Source organism: Salidesulfovibrio brasiliensis JCM 12178 (assembly GCF_001311825.1).
Classification (GTDB): Bacteria; Desulfobacterota; Desulfovibrionia; order Desulfovibrionales; family Desulfovibrionaceae; genus Pseudodesulfovibrio; species Pseudodesulfovibrio brasiliensis.
In genome coordinates this window covers 15045-33340 of record NZ_BBCB01000007.1, presented here as the reverse complement: position 1 = coordinate 33340, position 18296 = coordinate 15045, and the positions used below count along the sequence as shown (strand labels likewise).

The 18296-nt window shown below is 60.4% G+C and carries 14 protein-coding genes, 1 tRNA gene and 1 pseudogene; 11 read left to right on the top strand and 5 right to left on the bottom strand.

Features of this window, described 5'->3' with window-relative positions; translation table 11 throughout:
- Positions 1-128: 128 nt before the first annotated feature.
- Positions 129-204, bottom strand: a tRNA-Ala gene (locus tag JCM12178_RS04035).
- A gap of 149 nt (positions 205-353) precedes the next feature.
- On the opposite strand from JCM12178_RS04035, the gene JCM12178_RS04030 reads away from it, so the two are divergent.
- Complete coding sequence (locus JCM12178_RS04030; protein WP_054648980.1) at positions 354-947, top strand: MarC family protein; 594 nt, start codon at positions 354-356, stop codon at positions 945-947.
- Here JCM12178_RS04030 and JCM12178_RS18925 read toward each other — a convergent pair whose 3' ends face one another.
- Together JCM12178_RS18925 and JCM12178_RS18920 are read right to left on the bottom strand one after the other, a co-directional pair.
- Positions 948-1133, bottom strand: a complete 186-nt coding sequence (locus JCM12178_RS18925) for a GNAT family N-acetyltransferase (protein WP_245628607.1) — start codon at positions 1131-1133, stop codon at positions 948-950.
- Positions 1091-1351, bottom strand: coding sequence for a hypothetical protein (locus JCM12178_RS18920; RefSeq protein WP_054648978.1), 261 nt, complete (start codon positions 1349-1351; stop codon positions 1091-1093). Before JCM12178_RS18920 ends, JCM12178_RS18925 begins: the two co-directional genes overlap by 43 nt.
- 182 nt (positions 1352-1533) lie before the next feature.
- Here JCM12178_RS18920 and JCM12178_RS04020 point away from each other — a divergent pair.
- The 7 genes and pseudogenes from JCM12178_RS04020 to JCM12178_RS03990 all read left to right on the top strand — a co-directional run bounded on the left by JCM12178_RS04020 (position 1534) and on the right by JCM12178_RS03990 (position 7880).
- A pseudogene (locus JCM12178_RS04020) lies at positions 1534-2528 on the top strand (ABC transporter permease).
- Positions 2525-3367, top strand: a complete 843-nt coding sequence (locus JCM12178_RS04015) for an ABC transporter permease (protein WP_054648976.1) — start codon at positions 2525-2527, stop codon at positions 3365-3367. The pseudogene JCM12178_RS04020 and the gene JCM12178_RS04015 overlap by 4 nt, the downstream one beginning before the upstream one ends.
- Entirely contained in the window at positions 3364-3840 is a 477-nt protein-coding gene (locus JCM12178_RS04010) for a GNAT family N-acetyltransferase (RefSeq protein ID WP_054648974.1), read from the top strand. Before JCM12178_RS04015 ends, JCM12178_RS04010 begins: the two co-directional genes overlap by 4 nt.
- An 80-nt stretch (positions 3841-3920) precedes the next feature.
- Positions 3921-5030 (top strand): alginate lyase family protein, encoded by a 1110-nt coding sequence (locus JCM12178_RS04005; RefSeq protein ID WP_054648972.1) that lies wholly within the window; start codon positions 3921-3923, stop codon positions 5028-5030.
- 153 nt (positions 5031-5183) lie between these two features.
- Positions 5184-6653 (top strand): DNA repair protein RecN, encoded by a 1470-nt coding sequence (locus tag JCM12178_RS04000; protein ID WP_369404453.1) that lies wholly within the window; start codon positions 5184-5186, stop codon positions 6651-6653.
- Between the two features lie 79 nt (positions 6654-6732).
- A complete protein-coding gene (locus JCM12178_RS03995) occupies positions 6733-7464 on the top strand; it encodes an acyl-[acyl-carrier-protein] thioesterase (RefSeq protein ID WP_054648970.1) in 732 nt (243 codons plus the stop codon).
- On the top strand, positions 7461-7880 hold the full coding sequence (locus JCM12178_RS03990; protein ID WP_054649062.1) for a GNAT family N-acetyltransferase: 420 nt from the start codon (positions 7461-7463) through the stop codon (positions 7878-7880). Before JCM12178_RS03995 ends, JCM12178_RS03990 begins: the two co-directional genes overlap by 4 nt.
- A gap of 12 nt (positions 7881-7892) precedes the next feature.
- Here the strand turns inward: JCM12178_RS03990 and JCM12178_RS03985 are convergent, their stop codons facing one another.
- The gene (locus JCM12178_RS03985; protein ID WP_054648968.1) at positions 7893-10055 is read right to left on the bottom strand and encodes a RelA/SpoT family protein; all 2163 of its coding nucleotides are present in this window, start codon (positions 10053-10055) and stop codon (positions 7893-7895) included.
- A gap of 3 nt (positions 10056-10058) precedes the next feature.
- Positions 10059-11645 (bottom strand): peptide-binding protein, encoded by a 1587-nt coding sequence (locus JCM12178_RS03980; protein ID WP_083465720.1) that lies wholly within the window; start codon positions 11643-11645, stop codon positions 10059-10061.
- Between the two features lie 177 nt (positions 11646-11822).
- Here JCM12178_RS03980 and JCM12178_RS03975 point away from each other — a divergent pair, with 177 nt between their 5' ends.
- From JCM12178_RS03975 to JCM12178_RS03965, 3 genes are all read left to right on the top strand, one after another.
- Complete coding sequence (locus JCM12178_RS03975) at positions 11823-15032, top strand: DEAD/DEAH box helicase (RefSeq protein WP_054648964.1); 3210 nt, start codon at positions 11823-11825, stop codon at positions 15030-15032.
- A gap of 1 nt (position 15033) precedes the next feature.
- A complete protein-coding gene (locus tag JCM12178_RS03970; protein WP_083465719.1) occupies positions 15034-15933 on the top strand; it encodes a hypothetical protein in 900 nt (299 codons plus the stop codon).
- 108 nt (positions 15934-16041) lie between these two features.
- Entirely contained in the window at positions 16042-18174 is a 2133-nt protein-coding gene (locus JCM12178_RS03965; protein ID WP_054648962.1) for an ATP-binding protein, read from the top strand.
- Positions 18175-18296 lie beyond the last annotated feature (122 nt).

Below are 18296 nucleotides of genomic sequence, written 5' to 3'. Positions count from 1 at the left end.
AAGGCTGGCCCGATACTACGCAAAAGTCGGAAATTCGGATTAGGCCACATTTGGACCACAAACCGAATTTCCGACCGTCAGGCAACAAAAAATGGCTCCGGTAATCTACCGAAGCCATTAAGGAAAATTGGTGGAGCTGGAGGGAATCGAACCCACGACCTCTTGAATGCCATTCAAGCGCTCTCCCAACTGAGCTACAGCCCCACTGCGTTGGGAAGAATGGATTTATCCAAATCGCAGTTTGCTGTCAACAGCAAATGTGGCATTTTTGCCGTATGATTTTGATGCAAACTGGCCGTTGCAATTCGGGTCGGTCTCGTCCATAGTCCCGCGCAAGCCACGGGAGGTGCACCATGACAGAGATGTTCGTCAGCCTGACAATAAAGCTTTTCTTCCTGCTGACACCCTTTTTCGTGCTCAGCGTTTTTCTCTCCATGACAGAAGGAATGAACGTTACCGAGCAGCGCAAACTCGCGCTCAGGGTCGTCCTCTCCGTCATGATTATCTGCCTTGTGCTCTATTTTGGCGGAAACACCATCTTCGCCACCCTCGGCATCACTCTCGACGGCTTCAGAATCGGCACCGGGAGCCTCCTGTTCCTCTCGGCGGTTTCACTTGTCTCCGGCAAACGCGCCCGGCCAGAGCCCGAAGATGACGGGGACATCGCCGTGGTGCCGCTGGCCATGCCCATCACGGTCGGCCCCGCCACTATCGGTACCCTGCTGATTCTCGGCGCAGAGCTGGAAAGCACACCTGACAAGCTCCTCGGCGCAGCCGCGCTTCTGGCCGCCTGCTGCTGCGTGGGCGTCCTGCTCTTCTCGGCCTCAGCCATCAAGAAGATCATCGGCCGCACGGGACTGGGCATGCTCACAAAAATCACCGGACTGGTGCTCTCCGCCCTCGCCGCGCAGATCGTCTTCACCGGGGTGCGTAACTTCCTGAATTGATCACCCCGGAAGCGTGCCGCTGAACATCGGCTGTTTTCCATTGCCGCGAGTCATGCCGCAACGCTCGTAGAACCCGGCGGCCTCGTCATAGGCTATAAGCGCCACGCGCGGAAACGATTCGTATTCCGCCAACAGACGACGCATCATCTCGCGCCCAACGCCCTGCCCCTGCCACTCGGGCCGCACCGCCACGTAGGCACATACGCGGCCATGCAGCCGTCGGAAATGGTGTTGGCAAGGCCGATCAACTCGGTTCCTGCCCACGCGCTGACAACGCGGTGCGATCGCCGCATTGCCCGCTCCAGCTCCTCGGGAAAATTGGCCGATGACCAACCCACCGACGCGAACAGCCCAACCAGATCATCAGCCCGCAGAACCGCTTGCAATGTATACCGTACTTCCATCTCGAACCTCCTGATTCCGGTTTAGCCTCGCGACATTGATACCGCAAATATCTGTTTGGCATAGAGTTGATACCTTTGAAGCATCGACGATGCGATTAATCCGGCATGGCCAATTGCAACACGGCCCGGAATGAAGTAGAGAAAACGGCAGGTTCGGAAGTGGGCTTCCGGCCGGAGGACGCATGAACGCAGTACTCAAACGCATACTCGTCAAACTCGGCTGGACCGTGGTGGTGTTTCTCGGCATCACGGTCATCAGCTTCTGGGTCATTCATCTGGCCCCGGGGTCGCCGACGGACCTCCAGACCACGCTGAACCCGCAGGCCGGGGCCGAAGCCCGGGCACGGCTGGAAAAACTCTACGGACTGGACCAGCCCCTGCACGTTCAATATTTCGACTGGCTCAAGCGCCTCGGCACGCTCGATTTCGGCCGTTCGCTCTCCGGCGACCACCGGCCCGTCTGGGACAAGATCAAGGAACGCCTTCCCCTGACCTTCGGCATGAACGTGGCCAGCCTCGTGCTGACCCTGATGATCGCCGTCCCCATCGGCGTTACTGCCGCATGGCGGCGCGGGGGGTGGTTCGACAGAATATCGACGGTCCTTGTCTTCATCGGCTTCGCCATGCCCGGCTTCTGGCTGGCGCTTCTACTGATGCTCTGGCTCGGCATATACTGGCCGGTGTTGCCGATCTCCGGACTCACGAGCCTCGGCTTCGACACCATGCCGTGGCACGAACAGATCATCGACCTCGCCAGACATCTGGCCATGCCCATATTCATCTATACCTTCGGCAGTTGGGCGGGCATGTCCCGCTACATGCGCTCCGGCATGCTGGAGGTGCTGCGGCAGGACTACATCATGACCGCACGGGCAAGGGGCTTTCCAGCCGCACCGTGCTCTTCCGCCACGCACTCAGAAACGCGCTCCTGCCGGTCATCACTATCCTCGGCCTGTCCGTGCCCGGCCTCATCGGCGGCTCGGTTATCATCGAATCCATTTTCGCCCTGCCGGGCCTCGGCCAGCTCTTCTATGAAGGCGTCATGGCCCGCGACTATCCACTCATCATGGGCAGCCTCGTGCTCGGCGCGGTGCTGACGCTGGCCGGGAACCTGCTGGCCGACCTCGGCTACGGACTCGCCGACCCGCGCATCCGGGTCTCCGGGGGGGACGCATGATCAAGGGACCGCTGAGACGCCCCTCGTTCCTCTCCCGAAACGCCCTGCTCATGATCGGCGCGGCTCTCGTGGGCGTCATGTCACTTGGTGCCATTTTCGCCCCATGGGTTGCCCCCTACGACCCGAACGCCATCGACGTGAACGCCATGCTGCTGCCGCCCGGCCCGGACCATCTTCTGGGCACGGACGCGCTCGGCCGCGACGTGCTCTCGCGCATACTCTTCGGGGGACGCGTCTCCCTCTGGGTGGGCTTCGTGGCCGTGGGCATCTCTTCCGCCATCGGCATCGTGCTCGGCCTCATCTCCGGATACTTCGGCAGGCTCGTGGACGAGATCATCATGCGCGGCGTGGACGTCATGCTCTGCTTTCCCTCGTTCTTCCTGATCCTCGCGGTCATCGCCTTTCTTGAGCCGAGCCTCTTCAACATCATGGCGGTCATCGGGGTGACCTCGTGGATGGGCGTGGCCCGCCTCGTCCGCGCTGAAACGCTGGCCCTCAAGGAGCGCGATTACGTTCGCGCGGCCCGCGCAGCAGGAGCCGGGCCGGGACGCATCATCTTTCGCCACATCCTGCCCAACGCCCTGACCCCGGTGCTGGTCTCCGCCACACTCGGCGTGGCCGGGGCCATCCTCGTGGAGTCCTCGCTCTCGTTCCTCGGCCTCGGCGTGCAGCCGCCGGACGCGAGCTGGGGAAACATGCTCACCGAGGGTAAGGAGGTCCTCGGCGTGGCGTGGTGGATGTCGGTCTTCCCGGGCCTCGCCATCCTCTTCACGGTGCTCGGCTACAACCTGCTGGGCGAATCCCTCAGAGACATCCTCGACCCGAGGCTGCGACAATGAGCAAAGACATCCTCATACGGCCTGCGAGCTCCGACGATGTTCCGCACATCGAGCGCGTTCTCAAGGAGTCGTTCGAGGCCAGTTACGCAGACTTCATGCCCCCGGAATTCATTGAGAAATGGGAGAGCAAAGACCTCGCCGGACGGCTAGCCCGCCGCGCGTGGCCCGAATTTTCCGTGGCGGAAAGAAACGGGCGCGTCTGCGGCGTTGTTCAGGTGCAGGACGCGCACCTCGCCGAACTCTGGGTGGCACCGGAGTGCATACAGCAGGGCATCGGCAGCAAGCTGCTGGCCTATGCGGAATGGCTGGCCTATGCCCGGGGCTTCGACACCGCCAGCCTGTTCGTCTACGACATCAACGTCACCGCTCGACAGTTCTACCGCAAACACGGCTGGGCCGTGGTCAACGCATTCCCCTCAAAAGACGTTCCCGGCAGCACGGTCCTTGAAAAACACAAACGGCTGGGCTCATGAGCCGAAAAGCCTGTGTCATTCTGTTTTTACTCACTCTCATCGCTTGCGCCCGGACACCAGCGCAGGCGTCAGAAACCATTGTGTTCTCTTCGCATGCACTCCAACAGGCCAGCACACGACTCGCCGAGGGCGATCCCGCACTCATGCCCGCCTATCGCAAGCTGCTTCGCGAAGCCGAAGAACTACTAGACGTTCCAGCCCCGACCGTCACCGACAAGGCCAGCACTCTGCCGGGCATCGACCCGCACGATTACGTGAGCCTCTCGCCCTACTGGTGGCCGAATCCGAGCACCCCGGACGGGCTGCCCTTTGTTCGAAGGGATGGGCAAACCAACCCGCAGGCCGACAGTGACCGTTTCGACGCGCAACGCATGCAGCAAATGGCCTTCATGGCCGAAACGCTTGCGCTGGCCTACCACTTTTCCGGTGACGAACGGTTCGCGGCAAAGGGAGCCGAAGTCCTCAGAACATGGTTTCTCGCTCCCGGGACAGCCATGAACCCGAACTTTGACCACGCCCAGTTACGGCCCGGTCACGAACGTCAGCCCTCCGGCATCATCGTGGGCAACGTCCTGCCCCGCGTGGTAGACGCATCGCTGCTGCTGGAAGAATCACAACACTGGTCCGGGACGGATGCACAAAACCTTCGCGGCTGGTTCGCGCGGTTGCTTCAGTGGATGCTTGACAGCACGGACGGACACGAGGAGGCCGCACGGCCCAACAACCGGGGGTCATGGTACGCGGCACAGGCGGCCGTATATGCCCGCTTCACCGGCAACGAGCGCGCCCTGTCATCCATGGCCCGCAAGGGCCGGGAGCTTGTGGCCTCCCAGTCCACACGCGACGGCAGCCAACCGCTGGAGCTCAAGCGCACCCGGCCGCTCAAATACTCCTTCTTCAATCTCAAAGCGCTCTACACCCTTGCCGCGGCAGTTCAGGAAACCGATCTTTCCCTCTGGCACTACCGGACTGACGATGGCAAATCGCTCAAAATAATAACCGGCCGCATTGCCCCGTGCCTTGCCGCTCCGGACGCTGTCCCGGCATCCCTGCGAAAAAATTCGACCCTTGGCCGTACACAGCTTTTACGAAGAGCCTCCATTGTGTATACAGGTGCAGGTTACGACACGGCTTTGGACCGTCTCCCGCATGAGCGGGAAGCGCGGGACAGGTCAAACCTTGCTTACTGAAATAGCTGATGCTTGAACTGCTTCGTATACGAAACCTCGCGCTCATCGAAGACGCGGAAGTGGAATTCGGCCCCGGCATGAACACCTCACGGGTGAGACCGGCGCCGGTAAATCCTTCATCCTGCGCGCGTTGACTTCATCACCGGCGAGAAGATGGACCGCAAGCTCGTACGCCCCGGCGCGGAAAAGGCCGAGGTGGAGGCCCTGTTCATCCTGCCCGAAGGCGAAACCGTCATCCGCCGCGAACTCAGCGCCGCCACCGGACGCAGCCGCCTGTTCATCAACGACCGCCTCGGCTCGCAGGATGCGGTCCGGGAACTCAAGCCCAAACTGGTCATCCACACCAGCCAGCACGGCCAGCAGAAGCTGCTCTCCCCGGCCTTCCAGTCCGAAGTGCTGGACTCCTTCCTGCCGGACACCAAGCTGCTGGAAGAACGCGACGCACGCCTTGCCGAACTCAAGGCCGTGATTGCCGAAATGGAAGAGCTGGACCGCAAGTGCGATGAGATCGCCGGTCAACGCGAATTTCTTGATTTTCAGAAGCGCGAGATTGCCGCCGTGGACCCGCAGCCCGGTGAAGAGGACGAGCTTGAGCAGCGCAAGTCGGTGCTCAAGGAGCGCGAACAGGCCGGAGAATGCTTCCGCAACGCCCTCGACGCCATCCACGGCGAAAGCAGCCTGTTGGACGCGCTCTCCCTGCTTTCCCGCGAAATGGGCATCATCTCCCGGCTCTTCCCGGATTTCGAGCAGGAGCACGCTGCCGTGGAAGAGTTTCGGCTTCATCTCTACGAGATAGACTCCCGCCTGCGCAAAGGGCCGGAACATCTCGGCGACGATGATGACGACATGACCCTCGACGACATCGAGCAGCGGCTTTACAAGCTCTCGCAGCTGCGCCGCAAGCTGGGCCGCAACATCTCGGACCTCGTGGACCTCGCCGCCGAGGTGGAGGAAAAGCTCTCCTTCCTTGATGCCTGCTCGCTGGACCGCAAGACCCTTGAGCGCAAGGAAGCCGAGATCGTCGAAAAGCTCTCGGGCACGCTGGAGACGCTGAACAAGGCCCGGAAAAAAGCGGCCAAGGAGCTCTCCCTGCGCATCGAGGCCGAGCTTTCGGACCTCGGCTTCTCCGAGCACGTCAAGGTGCATTTCGAATTTACCGAGGTACCGCTGCATGACGGCGTGACCGACCTGCGGGCGCGCATCATGTGGACCCCGAACCCCGGCCAGCCAGCCCAGCCGCTGGACAAGATCGCCTCGGGCGGTGAACTCTCCCGCCTGCTGCTGGCCCTGACCAGCCTGCGCCGCAACCCCGGCGGCGAGCACCTGCCCACCCTCATCTTCGACGAAGTGGACGCGGGCATAGGCGGCCTGACCCTCGGCAGCGTGGGCCGCAAGCTCTCGGAGCTGGCCGAGCGGCAACAGATGATCCTCATCACCCACTGGCCGCAACTGGCCGGTCTGGCCGAACGGCACTTCTCCATCCTCAAGGAAGTGGTGGACGGCGAAACCTTCACCCGCTGCACCGAGCTCAAGGGCAAGGCCATCCGGCAGGAGCTGGTACGCATGGCGGGCGGCGGCCAGCAGGGCGAAGCTCTGGCCGACAAACTCCTCAACCAACGCTAGGCTTTACACCGGCAGCGATGCTGTCGTACAACGGCATGCCCCATTGGTTGCACTAACAACGAAAAGAAATGTGATCCATATGAAACTCACCCACACCAGCACCTACCGCGTCCGGTCCTACGAAGTGGATCAGGACAACCGCGCCTCGCTCATCGCGCTTTGCAACATGCTGCAGGACGCAGCCTCCATGCACGCGGCGGAACTCGGCTTCGGCTATGAGGACCTGCACCGGCTCGGCCGCGCATGGGTGCTCTCCCGCGCCTACTTGCACATGGAGACCATGCCGGGCTTCGGCGAAGACGTCACGGTCGAGACGTGGCCCTCGGGCAACCAGCGCACTGTCGCCACCCGCGACTTCCTGCTCATGCGGAGCGGCGTGACCATCGGCCGGGCTACCAGCGCATGGGCGGTCATCGACATCGAATCCCGCCGCGCGGTCTCCCCGGAAGACCTCATTGCCGAGCGCGACATCCCCAAGCGGGACAAGGCCGTGGATTTTGAGGGCCGGGCCGTGAAGCGCATCAAGGAAGGCCCGTGGGATGCGGCCGTGCACGCCCGTTTTGGTGATCACGACCTCAACGGGCACGTGAACAGCATGCGAAGCGTTGAGTACTGCCTCGAATCCATGCCGCGCGAACTTTCCACCGACTGCTGCGTGGCGGCTGACATCCAGTTCCGTGCCGAATGCTTTGGCGGGGACGAGCTCCGCTCCGTTGCCGCGCCGCAGGAGGACGGCACCGTGCTGCACTCCCTCGTACGCCAGAGCGACGAACGCGAGACCGCACGGATGAAGACATGGTGGGCCAAATGACAAGCATCACGCACGACTGCGCGGGTGTTAACTGGCAGGAGGCCGCCGAGCTGATGCGAACCGCCCCGCTGGCTGACCGCAAGCCCGACGTGGTGCGCCGCTGCTTTGAAAACAGCGACGTGGTGGCTTTTGCGTGGCAGGACGGAAGACTGGTCGGCATGACCCGAATGCTCTCGGACCATACCTGTCAGGCGGTACTGTACGACCTGTGCGTCCTGCCGCAGGCGCAGGGAACCGGCGTCGGCAGACAGCTCATGAAAGCTGCGCTCAAACGCTGTGACGCGCCCAGCGTGGTCCTGTGGGCCGTGCCGGGCAAGGAAGGCTTCTACGAGAAGTTCGGCTTCCGCCCCATGCTCACGGCCATGGCAAACTTTGCGGACCCCGAAAGCTCCCGCCTTCAAGGCTACATCCGCTAGACTCCCCTCCCGCTAGGAAACGCGGGTCGCCTCCTTCACCGCCTCAAGGGACTTGACCTTTGCCAGCGCCGAATAGAGCTGGTTGAGGTCCTTGACGTCCACCGTGAAGTTGAGATCGGACGTGCCGTCCACGTTGGACTGGAACGTGCCGGAGTCGATGTTCACCTCTGCCTGCGCCAGAATGTTGCATATGCTTCCGAGCATGCCCAGCTTGTTCAGGCAGCGGATGCGGATCTTGGCCGGGTAGGAGCGTTCCTCCTCGCCTTCCCATGAAACGCTCAGAAGCCGCTCGGACTCGAAGTTCTTGACGTTGTGGCAGTCCGCGCGGTGCACCGTGACGCCCCGGCCGCGAGTGATGTAGCCCACGATGGGCTCGCCCGGCAGCGGGTTGCAGCAGCTTGCGAAGCGGACAAGCACGTTGTCCACGCCCGAGATGGTCAGCCCGTCGGACTTGGGCTTCTTGTTGTCTTCCTGATGGCGACGCTGGCCGGGACGCTCGGGCTTCTCGCCGCCATGGACAATGGCGTAGAGTCGGCGCAGCACCTTGCGCGGGGTGAAGCGGGAAAAGCCCACCTGATAGAGCAGGTCGTCCGCGCTGCCGCAGTTGAACTCTTCGGCCAGCTTGACGAAGTGCCCGTCCTTGAGGGCTTTCTGCACGTTGATGCCGTGCCTGCGCCCTTCCTTTTCCAGCAGCTCCTTGGCCAGCGAGATGCTCCGCTCGCGCTCGATGGTGCGGATGTACTGCTTGATGCGCGTGCGGGCCTTGGCGGTCTTGACGAACTTGAGCCAGTCGCGGCTGGGCACGCGGTTCTTGTCGGTGATGATCTCGACGGAGTCGCCGTTCTTGAGCTGGGTGTGCAGCGGCACGAGACGACCGTTCACCTTGGCGCCCGCGCAGTGGTCCCCCACCTCGGAGTGGATCATGTAGGCAAAATCAATGGGGGTGGCCCCGTCGGGCAGCTCCTTGATGTCACCCTGCGGGGTGAACACGTAGACCTCTTCCTGAAAGAGGTCGATGCGCAGGGAGGCCATAAACTCGCGCGGGTCGTTGAGCTCGCGCTGCCAGTCCAGAATCTGGCGCAGCCACGTAAAACGCTCTGCGTCGCGCTGGCCGGTGCTCTTGCCCTTTCTGCTGCCCTTGCCCACCTCCTTGTACTGCCAGTGGGCGGCCACGCCGTATTCGGCCACACGGTGCATTTCTTCGGTGCGAATCTGGAACTCGATGCGCTCGCCATCCGGGCCAATGACCGTGGAGTGAAGGCTCTGGTACATGTTGGCCTTCGGGATGGAAATGTAGTCCTTGAACCGCCCGGGAATCGGCTTCCACTCAGCGTGAATGAGCCCCAGCACCGCGTAGCAGTCCTTGATGGAATCCACGATGATGCGGAAGGCGATGAGGTCGTAGATCTCCTCGAAGGTCAGCCCCTGCTGCTCCATCTTCTGGTGCGTGGAGTTCAGGTGCTTGGTGCGGCCGAAAACCCGGTGCCTGATCTTGTTCTTCTTGAGCATGCCCGAAACAAGACCGATGACCTTGTCGATATACTCCTGCCCGGAGGAGCGGTGCTGGGCCACGGCGTCGGAGAGTTGCTCGTACACGTCCGGCTTGAGGTACTGCAGACACATGTCCTCAAGCTCGGTCTTGATGCGGTGCAGTCCGAGGCGGTTGGCCAGCGGCGCGTAGATGTCGAGCGTCTCCTGCGCGATCATGCGCTGCTTGATGGGCTTCATGTGCTCCAGCGTGCGCATGTTGTGCAGGCGGTCGGCAAGCTTGACCATGAGCACGCGGATGTCCTCGGCCATGGCCAGAATCATCTTGCGCATGTTCTCGGCCTGAGCAACGGCCTTGGACTCGAACTGCATCTTCCCGATCTTGGTGACACCGTCCACGATGTCGGCCACTTCCTCACCGAAGAGTTCTTCGATCTCGTCGATGCTTGTCTCGGTATCCTCCACCACGTCGTGCAGCAGCCCGGCGGCCACGGTGGCTTCGTCCAGCTGCATGATGGCAAGCTGGTTGGCCACGGACATGGGGTGCGAAATGTACGGCTCGCCGGAAAGGCGCACCACGCCGTCATGCGACTGAGCCGCAAACACGTAGGCACGCTGGAGAAGTTCAAGGTCCGGGTTGTCGATGTAGCTGGCTACCCGGTCGGTAATGTCGGTAATTCGTATCATGTTCTATTGTTTTCGCATCTGCATGGTTTTCGGAATCCACCAGCGAATGAAGTTGTGGCTGATGCCTGCGGGCGCGGGTTCCACGCCATGTATCCGGGCGGAGATTATGGGCAATGAATACGGGACGTACAAGAACACGTAAGGCTGGTCTTCGTGAAGTATTTCCTGCGCCCGATGGTAGATTTTCTGCCGCTGAGCCTGATCCAGACTTCGCTGGCCCTCTATGAGCAGCTCGTCCAGCTCGGCGTTCTTGTAGTTGACGAAGTTCAGGCCGCCGTTTTCGGCCTGCGAGGAATGCCAGACATTGAAGAGGTCCGGGTCCTGCAGAATGTTCCAGCTCAGGATGACCGCGTCGAAGCGGCCCTTGTCCACGAACTCGGCGATGAACGAGGACCATTCTATGGTCCGGATGTCGACCTTGATGCCGATGTCGCGCAGACGACGCTGGATGATGACCGCGCACTTGGCCCGCTTTGAGTTGCCCTGATTGGTGATGATGGTGAACCAGAAGGGCTTGCCGTCCCTGTCCAGCCAGCCGTCACCGTCGGAATCCGTCCAGCCCGCCTCGGCAAGCATCTCCAGCGCTCTATCCGGATCATAGCCGTAGTCGTGGAGGTCATCGTTATACTGCCATGTGCCCGGCTTGTACGGACCGATGGCCGGGACCCCGAGACCAAAGAGCACCCCTTTGACGATCTCATCCTTGTCGATGGCGTAACTCAGGGCTTTTCGCACCGTTTTATCCTTGAAAAAGGGATGGCGGAGGTTGAACCCGAGGTAGGTGTAGCCGAAGGAGAGGTACTTGAACTTGTTGAAGCGCGAATCCCAGCGTTTTCCGGTGGTCTGGCGCAGATACTGGAGCGGGGTCAGGCCCATGTAATCCAGATTCCCTGCCTTGAGTTCCAGAAATTGGGTTGAGATATCGGATATGATGCGGTAATGCACCTCGTCGATGTAAGGTCTGCCGTCAAAAAAGTCGTCATTGGCTTCAAGGGTGACATGCCGACCCGGCAGCCACTCCTTGAGCTTGTAGGGACCGGCCCCGACAGGCTTCCTTGCAAGCTCGGTCTTCACGAGGTCCTCACCCTCCAGCAGATGCTTGGGCAGTATCTCGGACGCCCACGTCACCAGCGAGCGGGCGAACGGCTTTTCGTAGAAGACCTCAAAAGAATAACGGCCCGTTTTGCGGAATTCCTTGATCGCATTCCAATCAGAAGCGTATGCTGTAGGAGTGTCCGGGTCTGTCATCAGGCGGTAGGTGAACTCGACATCGTCCGCGGTGAGCGGTTCGCCGTCAGTCCAGCGGATGTCGTCACGCAGGATGAACTTGAGGTGCTTGCCACCGTCGAGCACCTCGAAAGACTCGGCCGCATAGGGCACAAGCTCGATATTCTTGTTGTACTTGAGCGGCGAGACATAGATGTAACTGGCCACGGCATGGGACCCCCCATCCGTTGCCAGCTGCGGGATCAGGTTGGTGATGCGCCCCAGCATGGGCTCGACAATGCGCCCCCCGTAGACCGGTTCTTCGGCTAGCGAAGGGGCCGGAATACATGCAAGGACCAATATAAGAAGAAGGCTCAGTCTCATTTTTTCTTGCCAAAAGAGCTTGTTTTGACCATATAAATTCGGATACACGCGGGACGTTTCGTCAGTATTAACCATCGTGGCACAAAAGCCAAGGGCGCTGACAAAAGGAAGAGGGAATAAACTCCCGACACGGAAGGGATAGTCCAGGACAAAACGGACGCAAGGAGTCTGTCCGGCATGGCAAACGGCGAAGAAGCAATCGTCAAAACGATACTTCACGATTTCATTGAAGACACCATCCCCGAATACATTTTGGAGATGGCTCAGGAGATTGTTGCCACCAACGGCGTGAGCAAGCTCGATCTCAAGAAACGCGAACAGTATTGGGACATCGACGGAATGGTCCAGGGCGACGACTTTCAGAACTACTCCTCGGAAGTAGGGCTGAACCTCGGCGACCAGACCATCAACTACTATTGCAACTGCCCGGAGTCCTTCTCCGGCGTCTGCAAGCACGTGGCCGCCACGGTCCTGAAGCTCAGCCACTCGGTCAATAGCGACAAGGGCGAGGACATCCCCACGCCAAGAACCGACTGGCACCAGACCTTCCGCCCCTTCTTCGCCACCGAGCTGGAACCGGAGGCGGGCAAGCATTACATCATCTACCGCCTGTACCCGGAACCGGGACGCCTGCAGGTGGCCTTCTACCGCGCCCGCCAGAACAAGTCCGGCATTTCCTCGGTCCAAAACGAAGTCACCCTGCACCAGATCGTCGAGAACCCTGACTGGTGCGACACTTCCCCGTCCCTGCCCCGCGTGGCTGGCATGATCGGCCACTACCTCGAATACTGGGGCCACCGCGTGGAGATTCCCGCAGGGCTGCATTCGTGGTTCTTCCGCGCGGTCAAGAACGAATACTACCTTTACCTGCGCGAGACCGACCAGCCCATCCGCATCGAAAACAAAACCATGCAGCTCAAGCTCTCCCCGCACCTGAGCGAGGACGGGCTGCATTTCGACACCCTGCTGGCGCGCGAGGATCAGGTCCCCTTCTCCATTTCCGGAGAAGAGGAAATCTATTTCTACGGCCGTCTGCCGCTCTGGGTCTACTACAAGCAGGCCTTCTACCCGGTGCAGACAGGACTGGACCCCGAGCTCGTTCAGGACATGGTGGAGCAGGTCCCCATCATCCCTCATGCCGACATTTCCGAATTTCTTGACCGCGTCTGGACACAGATTCCGGTCTCCGACCTCTACGGGCACGACGACTTCCTTGAGCGCGTGGGCCCGATATTTCAGGAAGCCTCGTACAACCCGAAGCTCTACCTTGACGAGGAAGGCAGCCTGCTCACCCTCAAGGTGCAGAACATGTACGAGAACGAGCACGGCGAGTTCTCCCTGCCCGGCCCCAACCCGGACCTGCAGACCGGCTCCTACCATTACGAGGGCAAGAGCTACCTCATCCGGCGCGCTCAGGAAGAGGAAGCCATGCTGCTGGCCGAGCTGGCCGACATGGGATTCCAGCCGCGCAGCAACCATATCTGGTTCATGGAGCAGGAAGAGGCCATCAACTTCCTGCTGGACTACTACCCCATGCTGGTGGAGGCCTACCGCGTTTTCGGCGAAAAGAACCTGACCCGCTACAAGGTCCGCAATTCCAAGCCCGAGATCGTGGCCGAGGTGGAGAGCGACGAGGAAAACAAGTGGTTCAACCTCGACCTCAACGTGGAATACGACGACCAGCGCGTGCCCATCGACAAAATCTGGAAGGCGTGGACGCAGGGCAAGCGGTACGTGCAGCTCAAGGACGGCTCGTACACCTCGCTGCCGGAGTCGTGGCTGCAACGCCTCGGCTACAAACTGAAGGCGCTCGGGTACGACCCCGAAAAGCCGCCCCAGACAACCTTCAAGCAGTTCGAGGCCCCGGTGCTGGACAAACTGCTGGAAGACATCCCCAACACGCGCACGGACGAATTCTTCGTGGAGCTGCGGGAGAAGATCCACAATTTCCAGGAAATCAAAAACGTGGAGCAGCCCACGGGGCTCAACGCCACCCTGCGCCCCTATCAGGTGGACGGCCTGAGCTACCTGAACTTCCTGCGCGACTACGGGTTTGGCGGCATCCTCGCTGACGAAATGGGTCTCGGCAAAACCATCCAGACGCTCTCGTTCATCCTCTCCATGACCCAAAAGGGCGCAAACGGCCCGAACCTCATCGTGGTGCCCACCTCGGTGCTGCCAAACTGGGAGCGCGAGGCGCAGAAGTTCGTGCCGGAGCTCAAGCGCCTGACCATTTACGGCACCAAGCGCGAGGACCTGTTCGCCAAGATCAAGGACTCCAATCTGGTCATCACCACCTACGCGCTGCTTCGCCGCGATCTGGACGAGCTGCTCAAGTACAAGTACGCCTCGGTCATTCTTGACGAAGCCCAGAACATCAAGAACCCGAACACCATCACGGCCCGCTCCGTGCGCAAGCTGGAAGCGGACATGAAGCTGTGCCTCTCGGGCACGCCCATCGAGAACAACCTTTTCGAGCTCTGGTCGCTCTTCGAGTTTCTCATGCCCGGCTTCCTCGGCTCGCAGCACTCTTTCCAGCGCGGCATCGTCAAGCCCATCAAGGACGGGGACGAGGAAACGCTCGACTACCTCCGCTCCCGCGTGAAGCCGTTCATCCTGCGGCGCACCAAGAACATGGTTGCCCGCGACCTGCCGCCCAAGATCGAGACCACGCACTACTGCGACCTCATCGACGAGCAGCGCGACCTCTACAACGCGCTTGCCAAGAAGCTCAAGGATCAGGTGCTCAAGGACGTGGACGAAAAAGGGCTGGCCAAGAGCCAGATGTCCATTCTCGACGCGCTGCTCAAGCTCAGGCAGATCTGCTGCCATCCGCGCCTCCTGAAGCTGGACATGCCCGGCGTGGACACCAACCTGCCCTCCGGCAAGTTCGACGCCTTCAAGGACCTCGTGGGCGACATCATCGAGGGCGGCCACAAGGTGCTCGTCTTCTCGCAGTTCGTGCAGATGCTGCACGTTATCCGCTCATGGCTGCAGATCAAGGAAATCCCCTTCTGCTACCTCGACGGCGCGAGCAAGGACCGCTTCGAGCAGGTGGACCGCTTCAACGACAGCCCGGACATCCCGATCTTCCTCATCTCGCTCAAGGCGGGCGGCACCGGCCTGAACCTCACCAGCGCGGACTACGTCATCCACTACGACCCGTGGTGGAACCCGGCGGTGGAAAATCAGGCTACCGACCGCACGCACCGCATCGGCCAGAAACGTCAGGTCTTCGCCTACAAGATGATCTGCCAGAACACCGTCGAGGAAAAGATCCTCAAGCTGCAGGAGCAGAAAAAAGACGTCGCCGAAGCCATCATCCCGGGCCAGTCCGCGCTCAAGAGCCTCACGCGCGACGACCTTGAGATGCTCTTCGAGGTCTAGGATGGACACTGGCTTGGCACAGGTCCGGGAAGGCTTCATGGACCGGATTTACCGATTCGGGACCTACACCTTCGACCCCCTGCACCATATCTGGGAGCACGACCGCACCCAGCGGGCCGTTGCTGGCGGGCTTGTGCTTGTCTTTATACTCGGATTGCTGGCCATCGAGCTGAACCGGCAGGGCGTCCTGCCGCCCGAACTTGCCGCAGCCACCCCCACAAGCCACTACATGGCCATCAACCTGGCCTTCACGCTGGTACTTGTGCTTGAAGTGATCGGGCTGATCTTTACCCTGCCCTGCTCCATTTCCCGCGCGCTCGGCAAACAGTTCGAGATTCTTGCCCTCATTCTGCTGCGTAGCTCCTTCAAGGAGTTGGCCGAATTCCCCGAACCCATCCTGCTCAAGGGACACATGGACGCGCTCCTGCGCATCGTGTCCGACGCAAGCGGCGCGCTGATAATCTTCGCGGTGCTCGGGGTATACATCCTCATAAACAGGCAGCTCGACGACGAAGGTCGACGCGGAGAGGCACTCTTCCGTTTCGTTGCCGCCAAGAAACTCGTCGCCCTGTGCCTGCTCGGCATTTTCGTCTTCCTCGGGGTGAAAAATGTCTATTTTTTCGCCACAGGACAGCCCACCTTTGAATTCTTCCACGCCTTTTTCACGGTCCTGATCTTCAGCGACATCCTTCTTGTTCTGGTCTCGCAACGCTTCCTGCCCCAATTCCGGGCCGTGTTCCGCAACTCGGGATTCGCCCTTGCCACGCTGCTCATCCGCCTCGCCCTCACCGCTCCCAAATTCTACGACGCCCTCATCGGTATAGGCGCGGTTGTATATGCCGTGCTTCTCACTCTTGTTTACAACGCTTTCTTTGCCCGATATTCCAAAAAGGTAAAATAATAATTGCTTGCGGATGGGTTTCATGTATCCGTCATCTTATAATGCCGACTGAAGCGCTAGGAATTACTCCTAGTTCAAAAGGGTACAGTTTGTGACCGGGACCGATAGATGGCACAGCTATACAAGGGCCAGACAACGGCAGCAGACGCGTTTTGCGACGAGAGCATCGGCTTCAGAAGCCTTGTGACGGTTCTCGACAGCCTTGATGCCGTGGTATACGCGACAGATCTGGAAACCAACAGGATCATCTTCGTCAACCGACAAGCAATCAAAGCTGTCGGGAACGGGAGGAAGATGATCGGCGAGCTGTGCTGGAAAGTAATGCAGGAAGGGCAGACAGGCCCGTGCCCCTTCTGCACCAACGCCGCCCTGCTGACCGAAGATGGGGAGCCCGGTGAACCTGTTGTCTGGGAATTCAGGAATACCCGAAACGGACGCTGGTATCTTATCGAGGATCGCGCCATATACTGGCCGGATGGTCGCCTCGCCCGCCTTGAAATCGCCACAGACATCACCAAGCGCAAGGATCAGGAACGACAGATCGCATCCAAGGACGCGATCCTCAGCGCGGTCAGTAAAATGGCGGAAAACCTTCTGCGCGGCACCGATTGGGAAACAGAGCTGAATGACTCGCTACGACTGCTCGGCAAGGCCGCTTCAGTCAGCCGCGTCTACATCTTCCGCAATAGCCAAGACGAACAGGAACGGCTGTGCATGAATCAGTTGCACGAATGGGCCGCAGCGGAGATCGAGCCCCAGATCGACAATCCCTCGCTCCAGGACCTGCCATATGAGGAAGCGGGCGCGGAACGGTGGAAAGAGCAACTCAGACGCGGAAATGTCATCAGCGGCATTGTGAGTGAATTTCCTCAATCGGAACGGATTGCGCTAGAGGGACAGGACATCAAGTCGGTGCTAGCGGTTCCCATCCATGTTTCCGGACGCTGGTGGGGATTCATCGGATTTGACGACTGCGTGAGCGAACGACATTGGAGCTACGGCGAGATCGAGGCTCTCAACACAGCTTCGCGCATCATCGGCGGCGCGCTCTTGCGCAAGGAGATGGAGCGCAACCTGCGTCGGGCAAGACGGCAGGCCGAGGAAGCAAACAGCGCCAAGTCCCAATTCCTCGCCAACATGAGCCATGAGATCCGCACACCGCTCAACGGCGTGCTCTCCATGCTCCAGCTTCTTGCCGACACCGACCCAACTGCGGAACAGGAAGAACTCATCGGCCACGCCACAACCGCAGGCGACAGCCTCCTTGAAATCATCAACGACATTTTGGACCTCAGCCGCATTGAAGCAGGTAAGACCGAACTCGAGGAGACCTACTTCGAGCTGCCGGAACTCCTTACCGGCATCACCGCCTCATTCGCGGAGCATGCCCGCCTCAAAGGCATCAACCTGACTCTGGACATGCCCGAAAAAATGCCCCGCGCCTTTCTTGGCGACCCTGTCCGTCTGCGCCAGATTCTGTTCAACCTCATTGGCAACGCGGTCAAATTCACCCTTGAGGGCAGCGTCACTGTCCGAGCCGATGGACAGGAGGCCGAAGACGGCATGTACCACCTCCAATTCACGATACAGGACACCGGCATAGGCATCGCTCAAGAGAAGCAGGAACTCATTTTTTCCCCGTTCACGCAGGCCGATGGCAGTTATACGCGCGTGTTCGGGGGCAGCGGCCTCGGCCTTGGCATCGTCCAGCGACTTTGTGCCCTGTTCGGCGGCGAAATATCCCTCTCCAGCGCACCCGGCAAGGGAACCACCATATCGTTCTGGATCCCCCTGCGCCTCTGCCCGGAAAAGGCCGCATCCGAAACACTCTTCTCACAGTCTCCCGTGACGGACAGACCGCTGCATGTCCTGCTGGCGGAAGACAACCGAATCAACTGCATTGCCGCTCGCCGCTTCCTTGAAAAGGCGGGGCACTCCGTCGTGGCGGTGGAGACAGGAACCGCGGTGCTTGACACACTGATCAACACACATTTCGATTGTATCCTCATGGACGTACAGATGCCGGAAATGGACGGTCTGGAAGCAATCCGGCGCATCCGTGCAGGTGAAGTGGAAGGGGCAGACCCGAACATCCCGATCATCGCCCTCACCGCCCACGCCATGAAGGGCGACCGGGAGCGATTCCTCGCCGAAGGTGCGGACGACTACCTGCCAAAACCCGTGGACATGGACACCCTGCTCTCGCTCATCACCGCAACGGCCATGAAAGGCTCTTCCTGAGCACCCTGCGTGATCACCCCCGGCAGACCTGTGTGAAGGCCGGTTCCGTTTCCCCTTCCGGCGCTTTCGCATTACAATCATGTGAACCTTCGCCACGGCTGTCCATAAGGGGCGGCCTTCAG

Bases quoted from the DNA above. Each gene is read 5' to 3' on its own strand.
- JCM12178_RS04030 (WP_054648980.1), top strand. From the start codon at position 354: ATGACAGAGATGTTCGTCAGCCTGACAATAAAGCTTTTCTTCCTGCTG.
- JCM12178_RS18920 (WP_054648978.1), bottom strand. From the start codon at position 1,351: ATGGAAGTACGGTATACATTGCAAGCGGTTCTGCGGGCTGATGATCTG.
- JCM12178_RS04015 (WP_054648976.1), top strand. From the start codon at position 2,525: ATGATCAAGGGACCGCTGAGACGCCCCTCGTTCCTCTCCCGAAACGCC.
- JCM12178_RS04010 (WP_054648974.1), top strand. From the start codon at position 3,364: ATGAGCAAAGACATCCTCATACGGCCTGCGAGCTCCGACGATGTTCCG.
- JCM12178_RS04000 (WP_369404453.1), top strand. From the start codon at position 5,184: ATGGACCGCAAGCTCGTACGCCCCGGCGCGGAAAAGGCCGAGGTGGAG.
- JCM12178_RS03995 (WP_054648970.1), top strand. From the start codon at position 6,733: ATGAAACTCACCCACACCAGCACCTACCGCGTCCGGTCCTACGAAGTG.
- JCM12178_RS03990 (WP_054649062.1), top strand. From the start codon at position 7,461: ATGACAAGCATCACGCACGACTGCGCGGGTGTTAACTGGCAGGAGGCC.
- JCM12178_RS03985 (WP_054648968.1), bottom strand. From the start codon at position 10,055: ATGATACGAATTACCGACATTACCGACCGGGTAGCCAGCTACATCGAC.
- JCM12178_RS03980 (WP_083465720.1), bottom strand. From the start codon at position 11,645: ATGAGACTGAGCCTTCTTCTTATATTGGTCCTTGCATGTATTCCGGCC.
- JCM12178_RS03975 (WP_054648964.1), top strand. From the start codon at position 11,823: ATGGCAAACGGCGAAGAAGCAATCGTCAAAACGATACTTCACGATTTC.
- JCM12178_RS03970 (WP_083465719.1), top strand. From the start codon at position 15,034: ATGGACACTGGCTTGGCACAGGTCCGGGAAGGCTTCATGGACCGGATT.
- JCM12178_RS03965 (WP_054648962.1), top strand. From the start codon at position 16,042: ATGGCACAGCTATACAAGGGCCAGACAACGGCAGCAGACGCGTTTTGC.